This is a genomic window from Paracoccus sp. S1E-3 (assembly GCF_013868135.1).
Lineage (GTDB): Bacteria > Pseudomonadota > Alphaproteobacteria > Rhodobacterales > Rhodobacteraceae > Paracoccus.
This window is the reverse complement of sequence record NZ_JACEMU010000007.1, coordinates 51,700-68,151: the sequence shown is the minus strand read 5'-3', so window position 1 is coordinate 68,151 and position 16,452 is coordinate 51,700. Positions and strand designations below refer to the sequence as shown.

At 65.8% G+C, this 16,452-nt stretch carries 14 protein-coding genes; 13 read left to right on the top strand and 1 reads right to left on the bottom strand.

The window, feature by feature from the left end; all coding sequences use genetic code 11:
* The first annotated feature begins 36 nt into the window (after nucleotides 1–36).
* The 6 genes from H1S04_RS11250 to H1S04_RS11225 all read left to right on the top strand — a co-directional run bounded on the left by H1S04_RS11250 (nucleotide 37) and on the right by H1S04_RS11225 (nucleotide 7,418).
* On the top strand, nucleotides 37–705 hold the full coding sequence (locus H1S04_RS11250; protein WP_181745689.1) for a GntR family transcriptional regulator: 669 nt from the start codon (nucleotides 37–39) through the stop codon (nucleotides 703–705).
* Nucleotides 706–783: 78 nt separating this feature from the next.
* Nucleotides 784–1,344 (top strand): biotin transporter BioY, encoded by a 561-nt coding sequence (locus tag H1S04_RS11245; RefSeq protein WP_181745688.1) that lies wholly within the window; start codon nucleotides 784–786, stop codon nucleotides 1,342–1,344.
* Entirely contained in the window at nucleotides 1,344–2,321 is a 978-nt protein-coding gene (gene bioB, locus H1S04_RS11240) for a biotin synthase BioB (protein ID WP_181745687.1), read from the top strand. The genes H1S04_RS11245 and bioB overlap by 1 nt, the downstream gene beginning before the upstream one ends.
* Nucleotides 2,322–2,680: 359 nt before the next feature.
* The gene (locus H1S04_RS11235; RefSeq protein WP_181745686.1) at nucleotides 2,681–3,895 is read left to right on the top strand and encodes a DUF4123 domain-containing protein; all 1,215 of its coding nucleotides are present in this window, start codon (nucleotides 2,681–2,683) and stop codon (nucleotides 3,893–3,895) included.
* On the top strand, nucleotides 3,892–6,603 hold the full coding sequence (locus tag H1S04_RS11230; protein ID WP_181745685.1) for a toxin VasX: 2,712 nt from the start codon (nucleotides 3,892–3,894) through the stop codon (nucleotides 6,601–6,603). The genes H1S04_RS11235 and H1S04_RS11230 overlap by 4 nt, the downstream gene beginning before the upstream one ends.
* Nucleotides 6,600–7,418, top strand: a complete 819-nt coding sequence (locus H1S04_RS11225) for a hypothetical protein (RefSeq protein WP_181745684.1) — start codon at nucleotides 6,600–6,602, stop codon at nucleotides 7,416–7,418. The genes H1S04_RS11230 and H1S04_RS11225 overlap by 4 nt, the downstream gene beginning before the upstream one ends.
* A 40-nt stretch (nucleotides 7,419–7,458) precedes the next feature.
* On the opposite strand, the gene H1S04_RS11220 is transcribed toward H1S04_RS11225, so the two are convergent.
* Nucleotides 7,459–8,319: a DUF4123 domain-containing protein gene (locus H1S04_RS11220; RefSeq protein ID WP_181745683.1), complete on the bottom strand. Its 861-nt coding sequence runs from the start codon at nucleotides 8,317–8,319 to the stop codon at nucleotides 7,459–7,461.
* A gap of 634 nt (nucleotides 8,320–8,953) precedes the next feature.
* Here H1S04_RS11220 and H1S04_RS11215 point away from each other — a divergent pair.
* The 7 genes from H1S04_RS11215 (at nucleotide 8,954) to H1S04_RS11185 (ending at nucleotide 16,199) form a co-directional block, all read left to right on the top strand.
* Nucleotides 8,954–12,259: a M10 family metallopeptidase C-terminal domain-containing protein gene (locus H1S04_RS11215; RefSeq protein WP_370470457.1), complete on the top strand. Its 3,306-nt coding sequence runs from the start codon at nucleotides 8,954–8,956 to the stop codon at nucleotides 12,257–12,259.
* A gap of 86 nt (nucleotides 12,260–12,345) precedes the next feature.
* Nucleotides 12,346–12,750, top strand: a complete 405-nt coding sequence (locus tag H1S04_RS11210) for a hypothetical protein (RefSeq protein ID WP_181745681.1) — start codon at nucleotides 12,346–12,348, stop codon at nucleotides 12,748–12,750.
* Nucleotides 12,751–12,856: 106 nt separating this feature from the next.
* The gene (locus H1S04_RS11205; protein ID WP_181745680.1) at nucleotides 12,857–13,279 is read left to right on the top strand and encodes a YciI family protein; all 423 of its coding nucleotides are present in this window, start codon (nucleotides 12,857–12,859) and stop codon (nucleotides 13,277–13,279) included.
* Nucleotides 13,280–13,335: 56 nt separating this feature from the next.
* On the top strand, nucleotides 13,336–13,713 hold the full coding sequence (locus H1S04_RS11200) for a YciI family protein (protein WP_181745679.1): 378 nt from the start codon (nucleotides 13,336–13,338) through the stop codon (nucleotides 13,711–13,713).
* Nucleotides 13,697–14,935: an RNA polymerase sigma factor gene (locus H1S04_RS11195; protein ID WP_181745678.1), complete on the top strand. Its 1,239-nt coding sequence runs from the start codon at nucleotides 13,697–13,699 to the stop codon at nucleotides 14,933–14,935. The genes H1S04_RS11200 and H1S04_RS11195 overlap by 17 nt, the downstream gene beginning before the upstream one ends.
* Before the next feature lie 93 nt (nucleotides 14,936–15,028).
* Entirely contained in the window at nucleotides 15,029–15,691 is a 663-nt protein-coding gene (locus H1S04_RS11190; protein WP_181745677.1) for a dihydrofolate reductase family protein, read from the top strand.
* An 88-nt stretch (nucleotides 15,692–15,779) separates the two neighbouring features.
* Nucleotides 15,780–16,199 carry a VOC family protein gene (locus H1S04_RS11185; protein WP_181745676.1) on the top strand — a complete coding sequence of 140 codons (420 nt, stop codon included), beginning with the start codon at nucleotides 15,780–15,782 and terminating at the stop codon, nucleotides 16,197–16,199.
* Nucleotides 16,200–16,452: the final 253 nt, after the last annotated feature.

The following is a 16,452-nucleotide window of genomic DNA, read 5'->3' as shown; positions in this document are numbered from 1 at the left end:
CTCGACAGGGCGGACAGCCGGAATTATCTATAATTCATGCAGAGACGCGCGGAAGAAACTCATGCGGCACGGATCGCACGCATCCTGGCCGATCGCATCATCACCGGCGAGATCGCGCCGGGCGCGCGCCTGCGTCAGGATCACATCGCCGCCGAATTCGGCGCCAGCCACGTCCCCGTGCGCGAGGCGTTTCGCGAATTGCAGGCGCAGGGCCTGGCCGAGAGCGCCCCGCGACGCGGCTTTCGCGTCACCGACTTCGACGTGACCGAACTGCGCGAGGTCGCCGAGATGCGGGCAAGCCTTGAATCACTCGCCCTGCGCCACGCGGCGCCGAACCTGACGCGCCGCATCCTCACCGAGGCCGAGGAGGTGACGCGCCACGGCGACAGCGCCAGCACCGTGCGCGACTGGGAGGCCGCGAACCGCCGCTTTCACCGGCTGATCCTGTCGCCCTGCCGGATGCCGCGCCTGCTGCGCAGCATCGACGATCTGCACGCCGCCAGCGCCCGCTTTCTGTTCGCCGCCTGGCAGCGCGATTGGGAAGCCCGCACCGACCACGATCACCGCGCCATTCTCGACGCGCTGCGCAAAGGTCAGACCGACCTTGCCTGCGCGATCCTCGCCCGCCATGTCGGCTGGATCGGCAAGCGCAAGCCGGCGACAAAAAATGCCGCTCCGCGAGAGACTTACGAGATTCCCGGCTGATTATCTATAATTCAGATTGCTGATCCGGCAGGCTGCCGCAGTTATTATAGATAGATACCAATCCCGGAGGATCGATCCATGCCGTTTCCGGCCCAGACCCAGACCATTCCCCGCTCTGCTGCTCGCTGGCGCCCGCTGGTGATCGCGCTTGGGGGCGCGGCACTCATCACGCTCGGGGCCAAGGTGCAGATTCCGTTCTGGCCGGTGCCGATGACCCTGCACACGCTGGCGGTCTTCACCCTCGCCGCCGCATTGGGGCCGCGGCTCGGCATGGTGACGATGGTGACCTATCTTGCGGCGGGCGCGATGGGCCTGCCGGTCTTTTCCGGCACGCCCGAGCGCGGCATCGGGCTGGCCTATATGGCCGGCCCGACCGGCGGCTATCTGCTGGGCTATCTGCTGGCGGCAGGGGTGATCGGCTGGCTGGCACAGGGGCGCGGCGCATTGGGGCAGGCCCTGGCGATGCTGACCGGACTGGCTGTGGTCTATGCAGCGGGCCTGCTGTGGCTGGCGGGCTTCGTGCCACCCTCGGGCTTGCTGGCGGCGGGATTTGCGCCGTTCATCCTCGGCGATCTGGTCAAGGTCGCGCTGGCATCGGGGCTGCTGGCGGCCATGCGCCGGCTGAAGGGGCGCGGCTGATGATCCGCACCGACTGGACCATGGCCGAGGCGCGCGCGATCCACGCCCTGCCCTTTCCCGATCTGCTGCACCGGGCGCAGAGCCTGCACCGGGCGCATTTCGATCCGACCAGCATCGAAACCGCCAGCCTGCTGAGCATCAAGACCGGCGGCTGCCCCGAGGACTGCGGCTATTGCTCGCAATCGGCGCATCACCAGACCGGCGTGACGGCGACGAAGCTGATGGACACCGAGGAGGTTCTGGCCGCCGCCCGGCGTGCCAGGGCCGCCGGGGCGCAGCGTTTCTGCATGGGTGCCGCCTGGCGCAGCCCCAAGGACCGCGACATGGACAGGCTCTGCGACATGGTCAGCGGCGTCGCCGCGCTGGGGCTGCAGACCTGCATGACGCTGGGCATGCTGACCCCGGATCAGGTGGCGCGGCTGAAGGAAGCCGGCCTCGATTTCTACAACCACAACATCGATACCTCGCCCGATTATTATGCCCGCATCGCCAGCACCCGGACGATGCAGGACCGGCTGGACACGGTCGAGGCCGTGCGCAAGGGTGGCGTCAAGGTCTGCTGCGGCGGCATTCTGGGCATGGGCGAGACCGAGGAGGACCGGATCGCCATGCTGGTGACGCTGGCCACCCTGCCCGCCCATCCCGACAGCGTGCCGGTGAATCTGTGGAACCGGATCGAGGGCGTTCCGGTCGAGGACCACGCGCGCCCAGTCGATCCCTTTGCGCTGGTGCGGATCGTGGCGCTGGCGCGGATCCTGATGCCGGCCTCGGTGGTGCGGCTGTCGGCCGGCCGGACCGGAATGAGTGACGAGTTGCAGGCGCTGTGCTTTCTGGCCGGGGCGAATTCGATCTTCGTGGGTGACCAGCTGCTGACCACCGACAACCCCGCCGCCTGGAAGGATGCCGACCTGCTGGCCCGGCTCGGGATGCGGGTGGCCCCAGTCGGCGCAGCTGCAATGGCTGACGCAGCGGAATAGCGCGGCGGCGTTGCCCGGTGGTCGCGGTCGCCCCGGCGTCCAGGGTGTGCGGGTGCTGAACCCTGCGGCCCGCCGGGCAGTTCGCACTTGACCTCGACCAGCGACAGACCCAAAGCTTCATTCCATAAAATGTTGAAGCTTTTGATGTGGATGCCCGTGGTGGGTTCGGCGATTTATCCCATTTTCCGTGAACGCGGCCTCGCTGACGGCGATACTGCCCGGTGGCGGCAGCCTGCGTCCACTTGCACGGCAGGCCGCAGGCTCCGCATTGCTCGGGTCGGTGATCGCAATGCCGCGGGGACCGCGACCCTGCCCTGCAACCACCAGACAGCGCCCCCGGCATGACGGAGCAGGTTTACTTGGCGCTTCTGCACGCCGACAGCGGCCGGCCGAAGCTGGTTGCGGGCGGCCATGCACCCGATGCAGAGACCTTCCTGACCGCGCTGCGCGACCGGGTCGTCCAGATCGACCCCGCCCATCTGGCCTGCGCGCCGCTCGGCCAATGGATCGGGTCATCGGCGATCGATGCGTTTCCGGCCGATCTGCCCCTGCGCCTGGAACCCGGCGCGCCGGCGCTGGTGATGGAGGAAATCCGCGACGGTCAGGGACAGATTTCGTTTTGCCGATGGGGCGCGGATGCGCGCGGCCTTGCAGTGGCGGTCACGGATCTGGGGTGTCATCCGCCGCTGGACAGCCAGTTCGGCGCTTTCCCGGCACTGAACTGCCCGGCCGATCTGGGGCCGCATCTGTTCCCGGCGCAGCGCGACAGCATCTTCGCGGTTCTGGACAGTGCCGCCTATCCGGGCATCCTGATGCGCATCGAAAGCGAGGGGCTGCGGTCGGAGAGCCTGTTTCAGGGTGACGGCGGGGAGAGCCTGGCCGAGGTCTCGCCCTATCTGGTCGAGCTTCCGGCCGATGCACGCCTTTTGCGGCATCTGTTCACGCGCGACGAGCGGGATTCCGCGCGCGGCCTCTATTCCGCCGATGCGGCGCTGTTTCTGCACGCCCCGGACGGGTTCGAGGCGCTGCGGCGCCATCTGCGCAAATTCACCAAGCTGCCCGATGGTCGCGGCAACTGGCTGTTCCTGCGCTTCTGGTCGACGCAATTCCGCGACTATCTGGCCCATCACCCCGATCCCGCTTTGCCCGCACGGTTCTTCGACGGGATCGAGCGCGCCTTCTGCCGGATGCCGAATGACCGCTGGCTGGCGCTGTCCGCTGGTACTGCGCCGCCGCCCAGCGATGGCTTTCTGGACACCTTCACCGCCCATTCCCGCGTCCTGCTGCGCCAGCGCTTCACCGTCCGGCTGCGCGAGGTGCTGGGGGATATCTACCGCGATCCACCCTCGGCCACGCAGGTCGCGGCTTTCTATTGCCACGCGCGCAGTCGGGGGTATCGCGCCGAACGCGCCATTGCCCGCTATGTCGAAACGTTGTTCATCCTGTTCCGCCACCGGATCGACGAAGCCCACCTGCTTGACCGCCCCGAAGCCCGCGCGGTCGAAACCTACAGCGATACCGGCCGCGCCCGCGCGCTGCTGGATGTCGCCCGGCAATTGGAGACCGCGCCATGACCTACGGTGACTTCTCGCCCAGCAACGACCCCGAGGATCCGGCGTTTCACTGCACCCCCGACCGCATTCCGATCTTTCCGGTGCGCTTTTCACTGCTGCCCTATGAGAACCTGCGCGCCCCGCAGAAGCCGACCGCCATCGGCACGCCGGGCAACTATATCCTGCGGACCCTGCGGCGCGGCTTCGTCTATATCTATATCGAGCAGCCCGAGGAACGCGCCTCCTCAACCAGTTCGGACGGCCTTTGGTATGTCTTTCGCTACTCCACCGGCAGCGAGGACGCTAATTCCGACGTGACCCCCGCCAACGCCCAGGTCGATGATCGCGGCAGCGGACAGTTCGTCAAATACGAATGGACCAATCCTTACGGCGACGGCGAATGGACCTACAGCAACGAAACCTCGCGCGATTGCTGGGTGCCCAAATGGGCCAGCAAGATCTGGGTCGCCTTCAGCGAATATCGCTGGCCGCCGGCCTTCTTCCGCAAGGGGCACGATGCAGGATTTCGCGCCCAGCTCATGGCGCCGGTCAACCTGCGTGGCACGAATGATTGGGCGGCCTTTGCCGGCGATGCCGAAAAGCTGGTCGAGGAATTCAAGCCCTTGGGATCCCAGCCGCAGCCGCTGAAGGCCCGGCTGGGCCTGTCGCAGACGGGATTCCGGGGCGGCGCCAGTTGGAACCCTGCCATCACCCCCAGGAATGAGAAATGCGTCGCGCTCGTCGCCGTCCACGATGTCATGGGCGACATCGAGGAGATGAGCTATCGCCTGCAGCTTCTTGACGACCACCAGAAAAACTTCACCGCGACCTATGCCTATCCGCTGACCGTCGGCAAGCTCTGCACGCAGCTGGAACCGAACATCCCCAAACGCGACGGCCGGTTCGAGCGGCTGTTCAACAGTCCCGCGCTCGGCCCCGATTGGAAAACCACTTATCGCGGTCTTTACGATCAACAGCAGACCATGCTGCGTTTCATGGATGATTGCACGGCGGGCCTGTGCGTGCAGATGGTGGATCAGGGGTCGCAGATGCTGGGCACCCATCTGACCCTTGCCGCCGCCGAGGCGATGAGCGAGGCCAAGGGCGACGACGCCAGGAAAGCGATGGCGGCGGAGTATTATTCAGTCATGTTCGGGCGCGCCTGCGCGGCCTTCAACCTCACCCATGTCGGGGCCTCGGTGCTGCGTCGGGCGCTGGGGAACAAGACGGTGAAGATCCCCGAAGGCGCCCCCGAGATCAAGGACAAGCTCGAGAAATTCGCCGCGATCTGGGGTGGCCTGAAGGAGGTCGCCTATGACCAGATCCGCAAGTCGCAATACAGCTTCCAGATCGCCTTCGAGGCCGTCGCCGTCCAGCTGGCCCACGAACTCGCGGGCGGCAACCAGCGCATCGCCAACTGGCAGGACGCGCTTGAGGCCGGCTTCCGCCAGGGTCCGAATTCGCGGCTGGCCTTTGGCACCGTCCGCCTTTCGCTGGACGAGGCGGCCCGGTTCGTGCAGGGGATCGGTGGTCCCTACAGCTCGTCGCGGGTGGCAGGGCAACTGGTCACGGGTGAAATCCCCGAGGTGATCACACGCATGTTCGTCAATGCCGGGCCGAGCGCCGACATCCCCTATATCCGCACTTCCACCACCTGGAGTCTGGTCGGCGGCATCACCGCCGAAAGGCGGATCGCGATGGCGGACCTGCCGCACAACGCATTGGCGGTCTTCGTCTCCAGCTGGGCGCTGTTCAGCACCGCCACCGGCTACAAGAAGGCCGGAACGATGATCGCGCAGGGGAAATTCACCGCATTCACCTCGTCGCAGGGCTTCCAACTCGCCGCCGCCACGGCCTCGGTGACAGAGGCGCTGACCAACAGCTACAAGGCATTCGGCAAGACCAGCCACACCGCCTCGCAGATCTCGGCCGAGGCGTTGGAAACCTTGTATAACAGCCGCGTCCTGCGAGGGGCGACACCGCTGGTCCGCATGTCGCAGCCGGCCACCGCGCTTGGCCGCAGACTGGCCTTCGGGGCGACTGCGGTGCCCTATGTCGCGGCGATCTTCGGAACGGTTGCCTCGATCGGCGGGATCGTGCGCGGGATGGAGCGTGATGACGATGCCGAAATCTGGGGCAATGCCGTCATGTTGATCGGCGGCCTGCTGATGATACCGGGACTGGGCTGGGCGGCGGCAGGGATCGGCGCAGTCATTCTGGCCGTGGGCTTCCTGATTTCGTTGAGCTCCTATGACGCGCTGGAGGACATCGTCCGGTTCGGTTTCTGGGGTTCGTCCAAGGAATACTGGGATCGGGCAAGGCCGACCTTTTACGATCAGATCGAGATGGCCAAGGACCTGCCCGACCCCTACAGGTCCCATTTCGAGGAGGAAATGGCGCGCTTCGCCGAACTGACCTGGGCGCCGGTGATCTTCGACCCGGTGCCGGGCGACCGCAAGGTCATGGTCCGCAGCAACGCCATCCGCGAAATCGGCGTCGCCGAGATTGAGGTCAAGGTGACGCACAAGGTGCCGAACTCGCGCGGCGACTTCTTTATCCCGCGGGCACTGCCCAACACCAAGCAGCGCATCGGCACCTCGGACAGCATGTGGGTCACCTTCGGCGAGCCCCATCCCATGGGCCTCAAGAGCATTGAGGTCGAGGTCAGCCTGCGCGGCCCCCGCTCGGGCTTCGAGCATACGGCGAAAAAGGAATTCGCGACCCCATGAATGTGCGCGACAGGGATTTCGATGGCTCGGCCCGCGCGGGCGCCGATCTGGTCGACGTGACCGCCTATTACGGCAAGATGAAGCTGCTGTTCGGGCTCGTCGGCGCGGCGGCGGTTCTGACCTTTTCCTATCGGTATTGGGTCGACCCGGACTGGCTGTTGAAGACCACGATGTATTACGGGCATGGCTATCTGTGGGGCACGAATCCCTGGGGCGCCAACAGCTATGACACCTGCCTTCAGGGCCATTATTCCGACATGGGCTGCACCGCCGAAACCACCCCGGCGGCCTTTGCCGTCCAGATGTTCCTGCGCAATCCCGGCAGCCGGTTGAGGGATCTGCTCATCCTGTCGATCTCGGTTCTGCCGCTGATTCTGTTCGTCCTGCTGCGCCGTCCGCGTCCGGTGCGGTTCAACCGCGACCTCGGGGCGATTTACGGCTGGCGCGGAGGGCGGCTGTTCATCCTGCCCAGCCGCTATTTCACCTATGATCTGAATACCGCCTTCGACGGCTTGCGGATGAGCGATGCCCATGGCGAGGCGATCCTGCAGCTTCAAGACAGCCGCGATCCGAAGCGGCTTTCGCGGTTCAGGCTCGGCCCCTATCCTGGCCGTCAGCCGGGCCAGCCCGCGCGGCTACTGGATCAGATGAAGGGGTTCCTGCAACTGACCGAGGAGCCCGATCTTCAGGCCCGTCGTCCCGACCGGATCCGCTATCCGTGGTGGCAGCGCTCCTTGCTGGGACCAAAGCGGCTACCGCGCGATATCGACCAGAACGCGCTCGACTGGATGCGGGCGCAGAGCCTGCTGGCCTGACCCGCCGGCCGGTGGATCAACCGTCGGCTCAGCCGTCAGCTCAGCCGCGCGCGAAGGTCAGGATGTCGCCCTTCGCGTCGGGACAGGCGACCATGCGGATACCGCGCATGAACCCGGCCGACATCTGCGGTCGCGCATTCACGATCACCGTGCGAAAGGTTCGGGGATCGTAGAAGCGGAAGAACATTCGCCGTCCGCGCGTGGCGTCGAGGATCATTGTATAGGCGCGAAGCTGCCGGCGCAGCCCCCGAAGGCTGAGCGGCGAGCGGATCAGCAGCCCCGGACCGGAGGCCCAGGACAGCGCCCCCCTCCTGCCGCCGGTATCGGTGAGGACCCGCGTCAGCCGATGATCCGGCGTCAGCCGCACCAGCCAGGGCGCCGAGGCCGCGTAGTCGCGCGCGGCGTCACCCTGAAAAAGGCAGGCATGCTGCAGACCGGCCGTCTCCAGCAGCTCGGGCAGGCCGAAGACGGCCGCCCCGTCGAGCACCGCGTAGACATGCTCGGCCGGAGCGAGGCGGCCGTCCTGCGCAGGCGCGGAAAACAGCAGGCCGCGCAGGGTATCCGGGTCGGCCGGCCATGTCCGAGAGGCCGGTTGTCCGGTCAGGCCGGATTGGTGCTGGCTGGATCGCGGATCGTCAAAACCGAACCCGCCGGTGCGGACCTCGTCCGGGGCAACGCCCGCGGCAAGAGCCGCCGCCTCGTCAAGGGGATGATCCGCCAGCGCGCCACGCAGGCGCACCGTCCCGTCTGTCCGCCGGCCGGCCAGCCAGTCCTCCATCGACCGGAGCGCATGGGCGGGTCGCGCCCCGCGCGCGACCGCCAGTGCGGTCATCGGTCCGCCCTCATGGCCGACGGTCACATCCGCGACCCAGAGGAATTGAAGGTCGGTCTTGCTTAACACGCCGGCTTCCCTGCGCAGATCCTGGTCGCCCCCGCTGGCCGGTAATCAATGCTGTGTTCGCGTCTTCCCGGCATGCCCCATTTCCTTGCGCCTGCGGGCCTCCAAGCCGAGGCGTTCGCCCACAGCTTCGTGCCAACCCGCTGATATTATGTCCACTTGCGTCAGTTGGAAAGACCGCGCCATCATTGCCGACGCACCTTCCCGGACTCGCGGCGCAGCGCCCCGGCCATCACGGTCATTCTGCGGTGATGCAGCGGACAACCCTGCCGAAAGTTGACGTTACGGCCGCTTGCCGACCGGCATCGCGCAGGGGGATGGCGCCGCATCGCGGGGACCGTCGCCACGACCGGGACAAAGTCGCCAAAGTGGTAAGCTGACTTCCGCCGATGCCACGCATTGAAATTCATCTCATTGATTTCGCTATATTATCCACAGAAAATATTTCAGGAAAATGGTGGACAGGTCACTTTTCCGTCATCATTATCGATCCCAGTGACCTGATTTTCCGACCCCTAAACCTCGCCAGCCCCCGCGGCTGGCGACACCGGACTTTTGCACACTCGACTATTCAAGGTTGTTTAGCACAGGGAGCCCTGAAATGCCGACTCCAACCCAGAACGCCAGTCAATGGTGGATCAACGACCAGACGCCGGATAACCCTTACGGCAAAAGCGATGATTACGAAGCCTTTCTCGACTATCTTGGCGCGCTCAATCGCAGCCTGACGCCCGCCATCGCCGCCAATCCGCTTCGCATCAACGTGACCGAGCTGAACGACCATCCCGATTACAAGGCGGCGGCGATCGGCGCGCTGAGCATGTGGTCCTCGGTCACGCCGCTGCAATTCGAAATCGTCGACGACGCGGCCTGGAACCCGGCGACGGATTGGATGCGGGTGGTCAGCCCCGAAATCGGCGAGCCCAGCGATGGCAGCGCCTTCTCCAGCAACCGCTATGTCAGCATCGGCCAGCGGTTCCACGACACCGAGCCGGACAAGACCGATATCGGCGGCTATGTGTTCGACAGCTTCATCCATGAATTCGGCCATGAATTCGGCCTGAACCATCCGGGCCTGTACAATTACAGCGGCCCCGGTGGCGTGCAGATCAACTATCTGAACAACGCCACCTGGATCTATGACCGTCAGCAATACAGCGTCATGTCCTATTTCGACGGCATCGACGTGGGCGAAGATACCCGCTGGTCGGCCTCGACGCCGCTGATGGCGGATATCGAGGCGGTGATCCGGCGCTTCTTCTCGACCGTGGACGCCAATGGCGAGCGGACCTATCAGACCATCAACCTGAACACCGGGGACAACACATACGGGTTCAACAGCAGCCAATACGGCTATCAGCTGACCTCCTCGGGGATGCAGCACGATATCGGCTTCGTCATCCATGACACCGGCGGAACCGATACCATCGATTTCTCGGGTTCGACCGCGGGGACGATCCTCGACCTGCGCGCGGGCCAGTTCTCCAGCGTGAACGGGCACAATAACAACGTCGCGATCTTCGCCGGCCATAACGCCGACCAGACCGAATATTACATCGAGAACGGCATCGGCAGCGCCTATAACGATCTGCTGATCGGTAATGACGGCAACAATATTCTGGACGGTCGCGGCGGCGCGGACAGCATGGCGGGCAATGCCGGGGACGACACCTATTTCGTCGATTCCCGCGACGACATCGTGCGCGAGCTGGCGAATGGCGGCAACGACACCATCATCGTGCTGGCGCGGGGCATCAACGTCAAGAAATTCGCCAATATCGAGAATATCGTCTACGCCTATGACACGACGCTTCCGCCCGGTCCCGGCACCGCCACGCCCCCCGATCCGGCAGTCACCGCACCCGGCAACATCGTCTACGGCACCCAGAATGCCGATGTGCTGGACGGCGGCGCGGGCGGTCAGACGATCTTCGGCCTGGACGGTGACGATCTGATCATCGGCGGGCGCGATTCGCTGGCCAGCCGCGACATCAACAACACCATTCCCATCGCCGATCTGGCAGATCAGACTGAAAGCGATGACGGCAATGACGCGCTGTATGGCGGCGCCGGCAATGACACCATCAACGGTGGCGCCGGCGATGACGTGCTGGACGGCGGCGATGGCGATGACGTGCTGCGCGGCCAGGACGGGATCGATGTCTTCCGCGGCGGCGCCGGGGTCGATACCGTCGATTACAGCATGGAAAGCCCCTTCCAGCTGCTGGTGAACCTCGAAAAGAACATCGCCAGCGGCGGCACCGGCTCGGGTGACACCTTCTACAGCATCGAGAACCTCATCGGCTCGGATGACCGCATCGACCGCTTCATCGGCACTGCGGCGAACAACCATTTCTGGGGCCGGGGCGGCGGCGATGTCTTCAACGGCCGTGACGGCAACGACCTCCTCAACGGTGGCGCCGATGGCGACATCCTGTATGGCGAGGCCGGTAATGACACGCTGGTCGGCGGCTCGGGCCAGGATTATCTGGACGGGGGTGCCGGCATCGACACCGTGGTCTATGCCGGCAGCTCGGCCGGGGTCACGGTCGATCTCGCCAACGGCACCGCCAGCGGCGGGGATGCCGACGGGCCGGTCCAGATCGTCGGGCGCGGCACCACCATCCGCCATGACATCCTGGCCAATTTCGAGAATGTCGAGGGTTCGTCCTTCGGTGACCACCTGATCGGCAATGCGCAGAACAACGAGTTGTGGGGCGGTGCGGGCGATGACCGGCTGACCGGCGGCGCGGGCGCCGACACCCTGCGCGGCGGCGCAGGCAGCGACACCGCCGATTACGCCGATGCGACCAAGGGCGTGAATCTCGATCTGACACGCGCCCGGAATGCCGGCGATACCTATGTCTCGATCGAGAACCTCGCCGGGTCGGGTTACAATGACACCCTGAAAGGCGACGCGGCCGCCAATATCCTGACCGGTCAGGGCGGCGACGACAACCTTCAGGGCGGCAACGGAGATGACGTGCTACAAGGCGATTTCGCCTATCAGGGCGAACCGCTGCCGCAGCCCGGCATGGGGACCGGCTATGCCACGCTGGGACCGGATGCGACCAACAACTCGATCGCGACGGCGTTCGATATCTCGAACAACTTCTCGCTGACGGCGGACCCGGACATCTTCGATTCGACCACCGTGCTGCACACCACCGTCAATGCCACCGGCAACGGTCAGGGCGGCTATTACAAGATCGAACTGGCCGCGGGCACGGTCCTGTCCATCGACATTGACGGCATCGCCGATCCAAATGTCCATGACAGCTGGCTACGGCTGCTGGATGCGAACGGCAATATCGTCGCCGAAAACGACGATGGCGGCGGCGATCCCGGATCGACGACGACGCGTGATTCCAGCACCGTCTTCGTGGTCAAGGAAACCGGCACCTACTATATTCTCGAAGGACGCTGGGACCCGGATTCGACCGATCCCAGCGGCTGGTCGGAATCGGTGCCGGCGGGTTCGACCTACAAGCTGAACGTGTCGGTCGAATTCCCGCCCGCCCCGGCCGAGCCGGGCACCGCTGGCAGCGACAAGCTGTCGGGCGGCAATGGCGCCGACCTGCTGGATGGCGGGCTGATGGCCGATATCCTGACCGGCGGCGCGGACGAGGATTCGTTCCGCTTCTCGACCGAGCTGGGCGCCGACAATATCGACCGGATCACCGACTTCAACGTGGACGAGGATCTGATCCTGCTCGACAAGCGCATCTTCACCGAGCTGGGCGACGATGGACCGCTGACCTTCGGCAGCTTCCACAAAAGCGCGGCCGGGACGGCGCAGGATGCCGATGACCGCATCATCTATGACACCGACAGCGGTGCGCTTTTCTATGATGCCGACGGCTCGGGCCAGGGGACGGCGATCCAGTTCGCCCAACTGGCAAGGAATCTCGCCCTGACCGGCGACGATTTCTACGTCATCTGAAAACGGGCGGGGGCTTCGGCCCCCGCCGCCATCCCCTTCTCCTGCGTGGCCCCGATCCGGGCCACGCATCCATGTAAGGAAGCGCGATGAAACGCCTGACCGATCGCCGCACCATCCTGCTGGCCGCCGGCACCACCGCAGCCGCAGCCATGGCGGGCACCGTGGCCGCCCAATCCGCCGACATTCTGGGCACCGTCGTCTATGAAGGCGGCGCCCCCATCCCGCCGGGCCGGATTCGGATCAGCCTCGACGGCGGCAGCAGTTCCGACGCCGCCCGCAGCGCCGCGCCGGCCAGTCTGGACAGCAACGGCAAGGCCACCTCGGTCGAATTCGCCGTCCCGCAGCCGGCAGCGGGCGCCCGCGCCGCCACCCCGGTCGAGGTCGTGGCCACACTGGAACGCGAAGCAGACGGCTGGCTTCTGGCCCGTGGCAGCGCCCCCTTCACGCCGGGCGCGCCGATCACCATCACGCTTTATACCGCGATGTATTGAGCGGTGGCCGGCCAAAGAATGCGCATCGGCTGTCGGAATGCAGAAGTGTGGTGCGTCTTTAACCCGGAAGGTCGATCATGGCCGGACCATTCAAGGGAGAAGACTGATGCGCGTGATGGTATTCGTGAAGGCGACCGCCGACAGCGAGCGGGGCGACATGCCCTCGACCGACCTGCTGGAGGCCATGGGCCAGTTCAATGCCGAACTCATCAAGGCCGGCATCATGCAGAGCGGCGACGGGCTGAAGCCGTCCTCGCAAGGCAAGCGGGTCGCCTTTGACGGCCCCTCGCGGCTGGTGATCGACGGCCCCTTCGCCGAAACGAAGGAACTCGTCGCCGGCTTCTGGCTGTGGACCGTCAAGGACATGGACGAGGCCGTGGCCTGGGCCAAGCGCTGCCCCAACCCGATGCCCGGCCCGAGCGAGCTGGAGATCCGTCCGCTTTACGAGATGGAGGATTTCGCCGAGGTTCTGACGCCCGAGACCACCGCGCTCCACGACCGCAATCGCGATGATCTGGCCGATAGCTGATCGCGCATGACGCCGCAGTCCCCGGTGCATCCCGGGCCTGCGGCAAGGGGACCCGGATGCTCTATGCGATCCTGTGTTATCACGACGAAACCGTGACCACGAACTGGTCGGCCGAACATGACGCGGCCGTCATCGCGCGGCTGAAACAGGTTCACGGCAAATGGTCCGACCGCTTCGGGCCGATTGCGCGGCTGATGCCGTCCTCCTCGGCCACGGTGCTGCGCAAAAGCGACGGCGCGGTGCTGGATGGTCCCTATGCAGAGACCAAGGAGCAGTTGCTGGGCTTCTATATCGTCGATCTCGACGATCTGGCACAGGGCCTCGCGATCGCCCGCGATCTGGCCCGCGCCAATCCCGGCGGCGCCTACGAGCTGCGCCCGCTGATCGGCTATTACCCCGACGGACAGGCGGCCGCCGATGACATCGATCCCTGACGCCAGCTGGATCGAGCCGCGGCTGACCGGCGCGCGGCCGCAGGCGATGGCGGCGCTGCTGCGCTATTTCCGCGATCTCGACCTCGCCGAGGAAGCCTTTCAGGAGGCTTCTCTGCGAGCGCTGAAGACCTGGCCCGACAAGGGGCCGCCGCGCGACGCGGCCGCATGGCTGATCATGGTGGGGCGCAATGCCGCGCTTGACGATGTGCGGCGCCAGCGGCGGATGATGACGCTGCCGCCCGGCGACGCCGCCTTTGACCGGGTGGCCGAGCCGCCCGACATGGCCGAGCGGCTGGACAGCGCCGATTACCGCGACGACATCCTGCGCCTGCTGTTCATCTGCTGCCATCCCGACCTGCCGGCGACGCAGCAGGTGGCGCTGGCGCTGCGGATCGTCTCGGGCGTGCCGGTGGCCCGGATCGCCGCCGCCTTTCTGGTCAAGGAAAAGGCGATGGAGCAGCGGATCACCCGCGCCAAGGCCCGGATCGCCGCCGCCGACATCCCCTTCGAGACGCCCACCCCCGAGGAACGTCTGGCGCGGGTGCAGACCGTGGCGGCGATGATCTATCTGCTGTTCAACGAGGGCTATACCGACGCCAATCCCGCCAGCGACCGCGCCGCCTTGTGTGACGAGGCGATCCGGCTGGCACGGCTGCTGCTGCGGATGTTTCCGGCCGAGCCGGAACTGATGGGCCTGCTGGCACTGATGCTGATCCAGCATTCCCGCCAGCACGCGCGCTTCGATGCCGATGGCGCGGTGATCCTGCTGGAGGATCAGGACCGGCAGCTGTGGAACCGGCGCCTGATCGCCGAGGCGCTGGCGATCATCGACAAGGCGATGCTGCACCGCCAGCCCGGCCCCTATCAGATCCAGGCCGCCATCGCCGCGCTGCATGCCCGCGCCGCCGATCCCGCCGAGACCGACTGGGCGGGGATCGAACAGCTTTATCAGGCGCTGGAACGGCTCGCGCCCTCGCCGGTGGTGACGCTGAACCGCGCGGTTGCGGTGTCGAAACTGCACGGCCCCCGGGCGGCGCTGGATCTTGCCGAACCGCTCGCCCCGGCACTTGACGGCTATTTCTACTTCCACGGCCTGCGCGGCATTCTGCTGCGCGACCTCCGCCGCCATGCCGAAGCCCGCGAGGCTTTCGGCCGCGCCATCGGGTTGGCCAACACCCCCGCCGAGGCCGCCCATATCCGCCAGCTGCTGGACCGGCTGTAGCGCCACCAGGCATCCCCTGATTGCGCCGGAATGTCGGAATCGGCGCAGCGGCGCCGTCCTTGATGGACAGGCTGCGAACGGAAAGGACCTGACATGCGCAAGATCATCGCCATCAATCATGTGTCGCTGGACGGCATCATGCAATCGCCCGGCCACGCGCAGGAAGACCCGCGTGACGGCTTCACCCTCGGGGGCTGGATCGTGCCCTATTGGACGGCCGAGATGGGGGCCGCGCTGACCGACTCGGTCGCGGGCAGGATCGACCTGCTGCTGGGCCGGCGCAGCTATGAAATGCTGGCCGCCTATTGGCCGCATGCCGATCCGAACCCGATCACCGAGGCCTTCAATCGCGCCACCAAATACGTGGCGACGCGGGGAGCGCTGCCGCTCGATTGGGTCAATACCGAGGTCCTGCGGGGCGATGCCATTTCCGCCATCCGGGCATTGAAAACCGGCGACGGGCCCGAGATCCAGCTTTACGGCAGCAGCAGCCTGCTGCACCAGATGGCCAGTGCCGGGCTGGTCGATGAATATGTGATCCGCACCTATCCGCTGATCCTGGGCCGGGGGAAGCGGCTGTTCGCGGATGGAACGCCCCCGCGTGCATTGCAGCTGCTGGACAGCGAAACCTCGACCACCGGGGTGACGGCCTGCCGATACCGGGTCGAAGGCGCCGTGCGGCCCGGCGATTTCGGGCAGGTGCCCTCGGATGCCGAGCGCGCGCGACGGGCGCGACTGGCCGCCGAGGCCCGCTAGGTCGCGCCCCCAGAAAAAAATCGACGGATTGTCGGAACGGCCGCGGCCACCACGTCCTTGTGGCAGGATAACCCCGAAAGGAACGGCAATGCCCAGAATGATCTTCGTGAACCTGCCGGTGGCCGATCTTGCCGCCGCCTCCCGTTTCTACACGGCCATCGGCTGCCAGAAGAACGACCAGTTCAGCGACGAAAACGCCGCCAGCATGGTCTGGTCGGACACGATCACCTTTCAGCTGCTGACACGCGCCTATTTCCAGACCTTCACCTCCATGCCGCTCGCCGATGCCAGCAAGGCCTGTGCGGCCATGTATGCGCTGAGCATGGACAGCCGCGCCGATATCGATGCCACAACCGAGGCCGGCGCGGCCGCCGGAGGCACCCCCGACGGTCGGCCCGTCATGGATATGGGCTGGATGTATAACCGTCAGCTTCAGGACCCCGACGGCCATGTGCTGGAACTGGTCTGGATGGACATGAAGGCGATGGAGGAACAGGGCGCAGCCTGACTCCCGACCGCGAAAACGGGTGCCCGATACCGGATTGCGGGCGCCCGGTCCCCCATCATGCCTCGGGCGCATAGGTGTCGCCCCTGCGCCTGCCTTCTGCATCAACGACATGGACCTTCGGGACGCGATGGCGCATTCTTCGCCTGCTGCCGCGGCATGTCGTTTCGCCATTGGCATCTGCGGCCGACACCGGCATTAACGGATGATAGCGTTAACTCCCGTGGCAACCCCCGTGGCGTGCGCCCCATTGCAG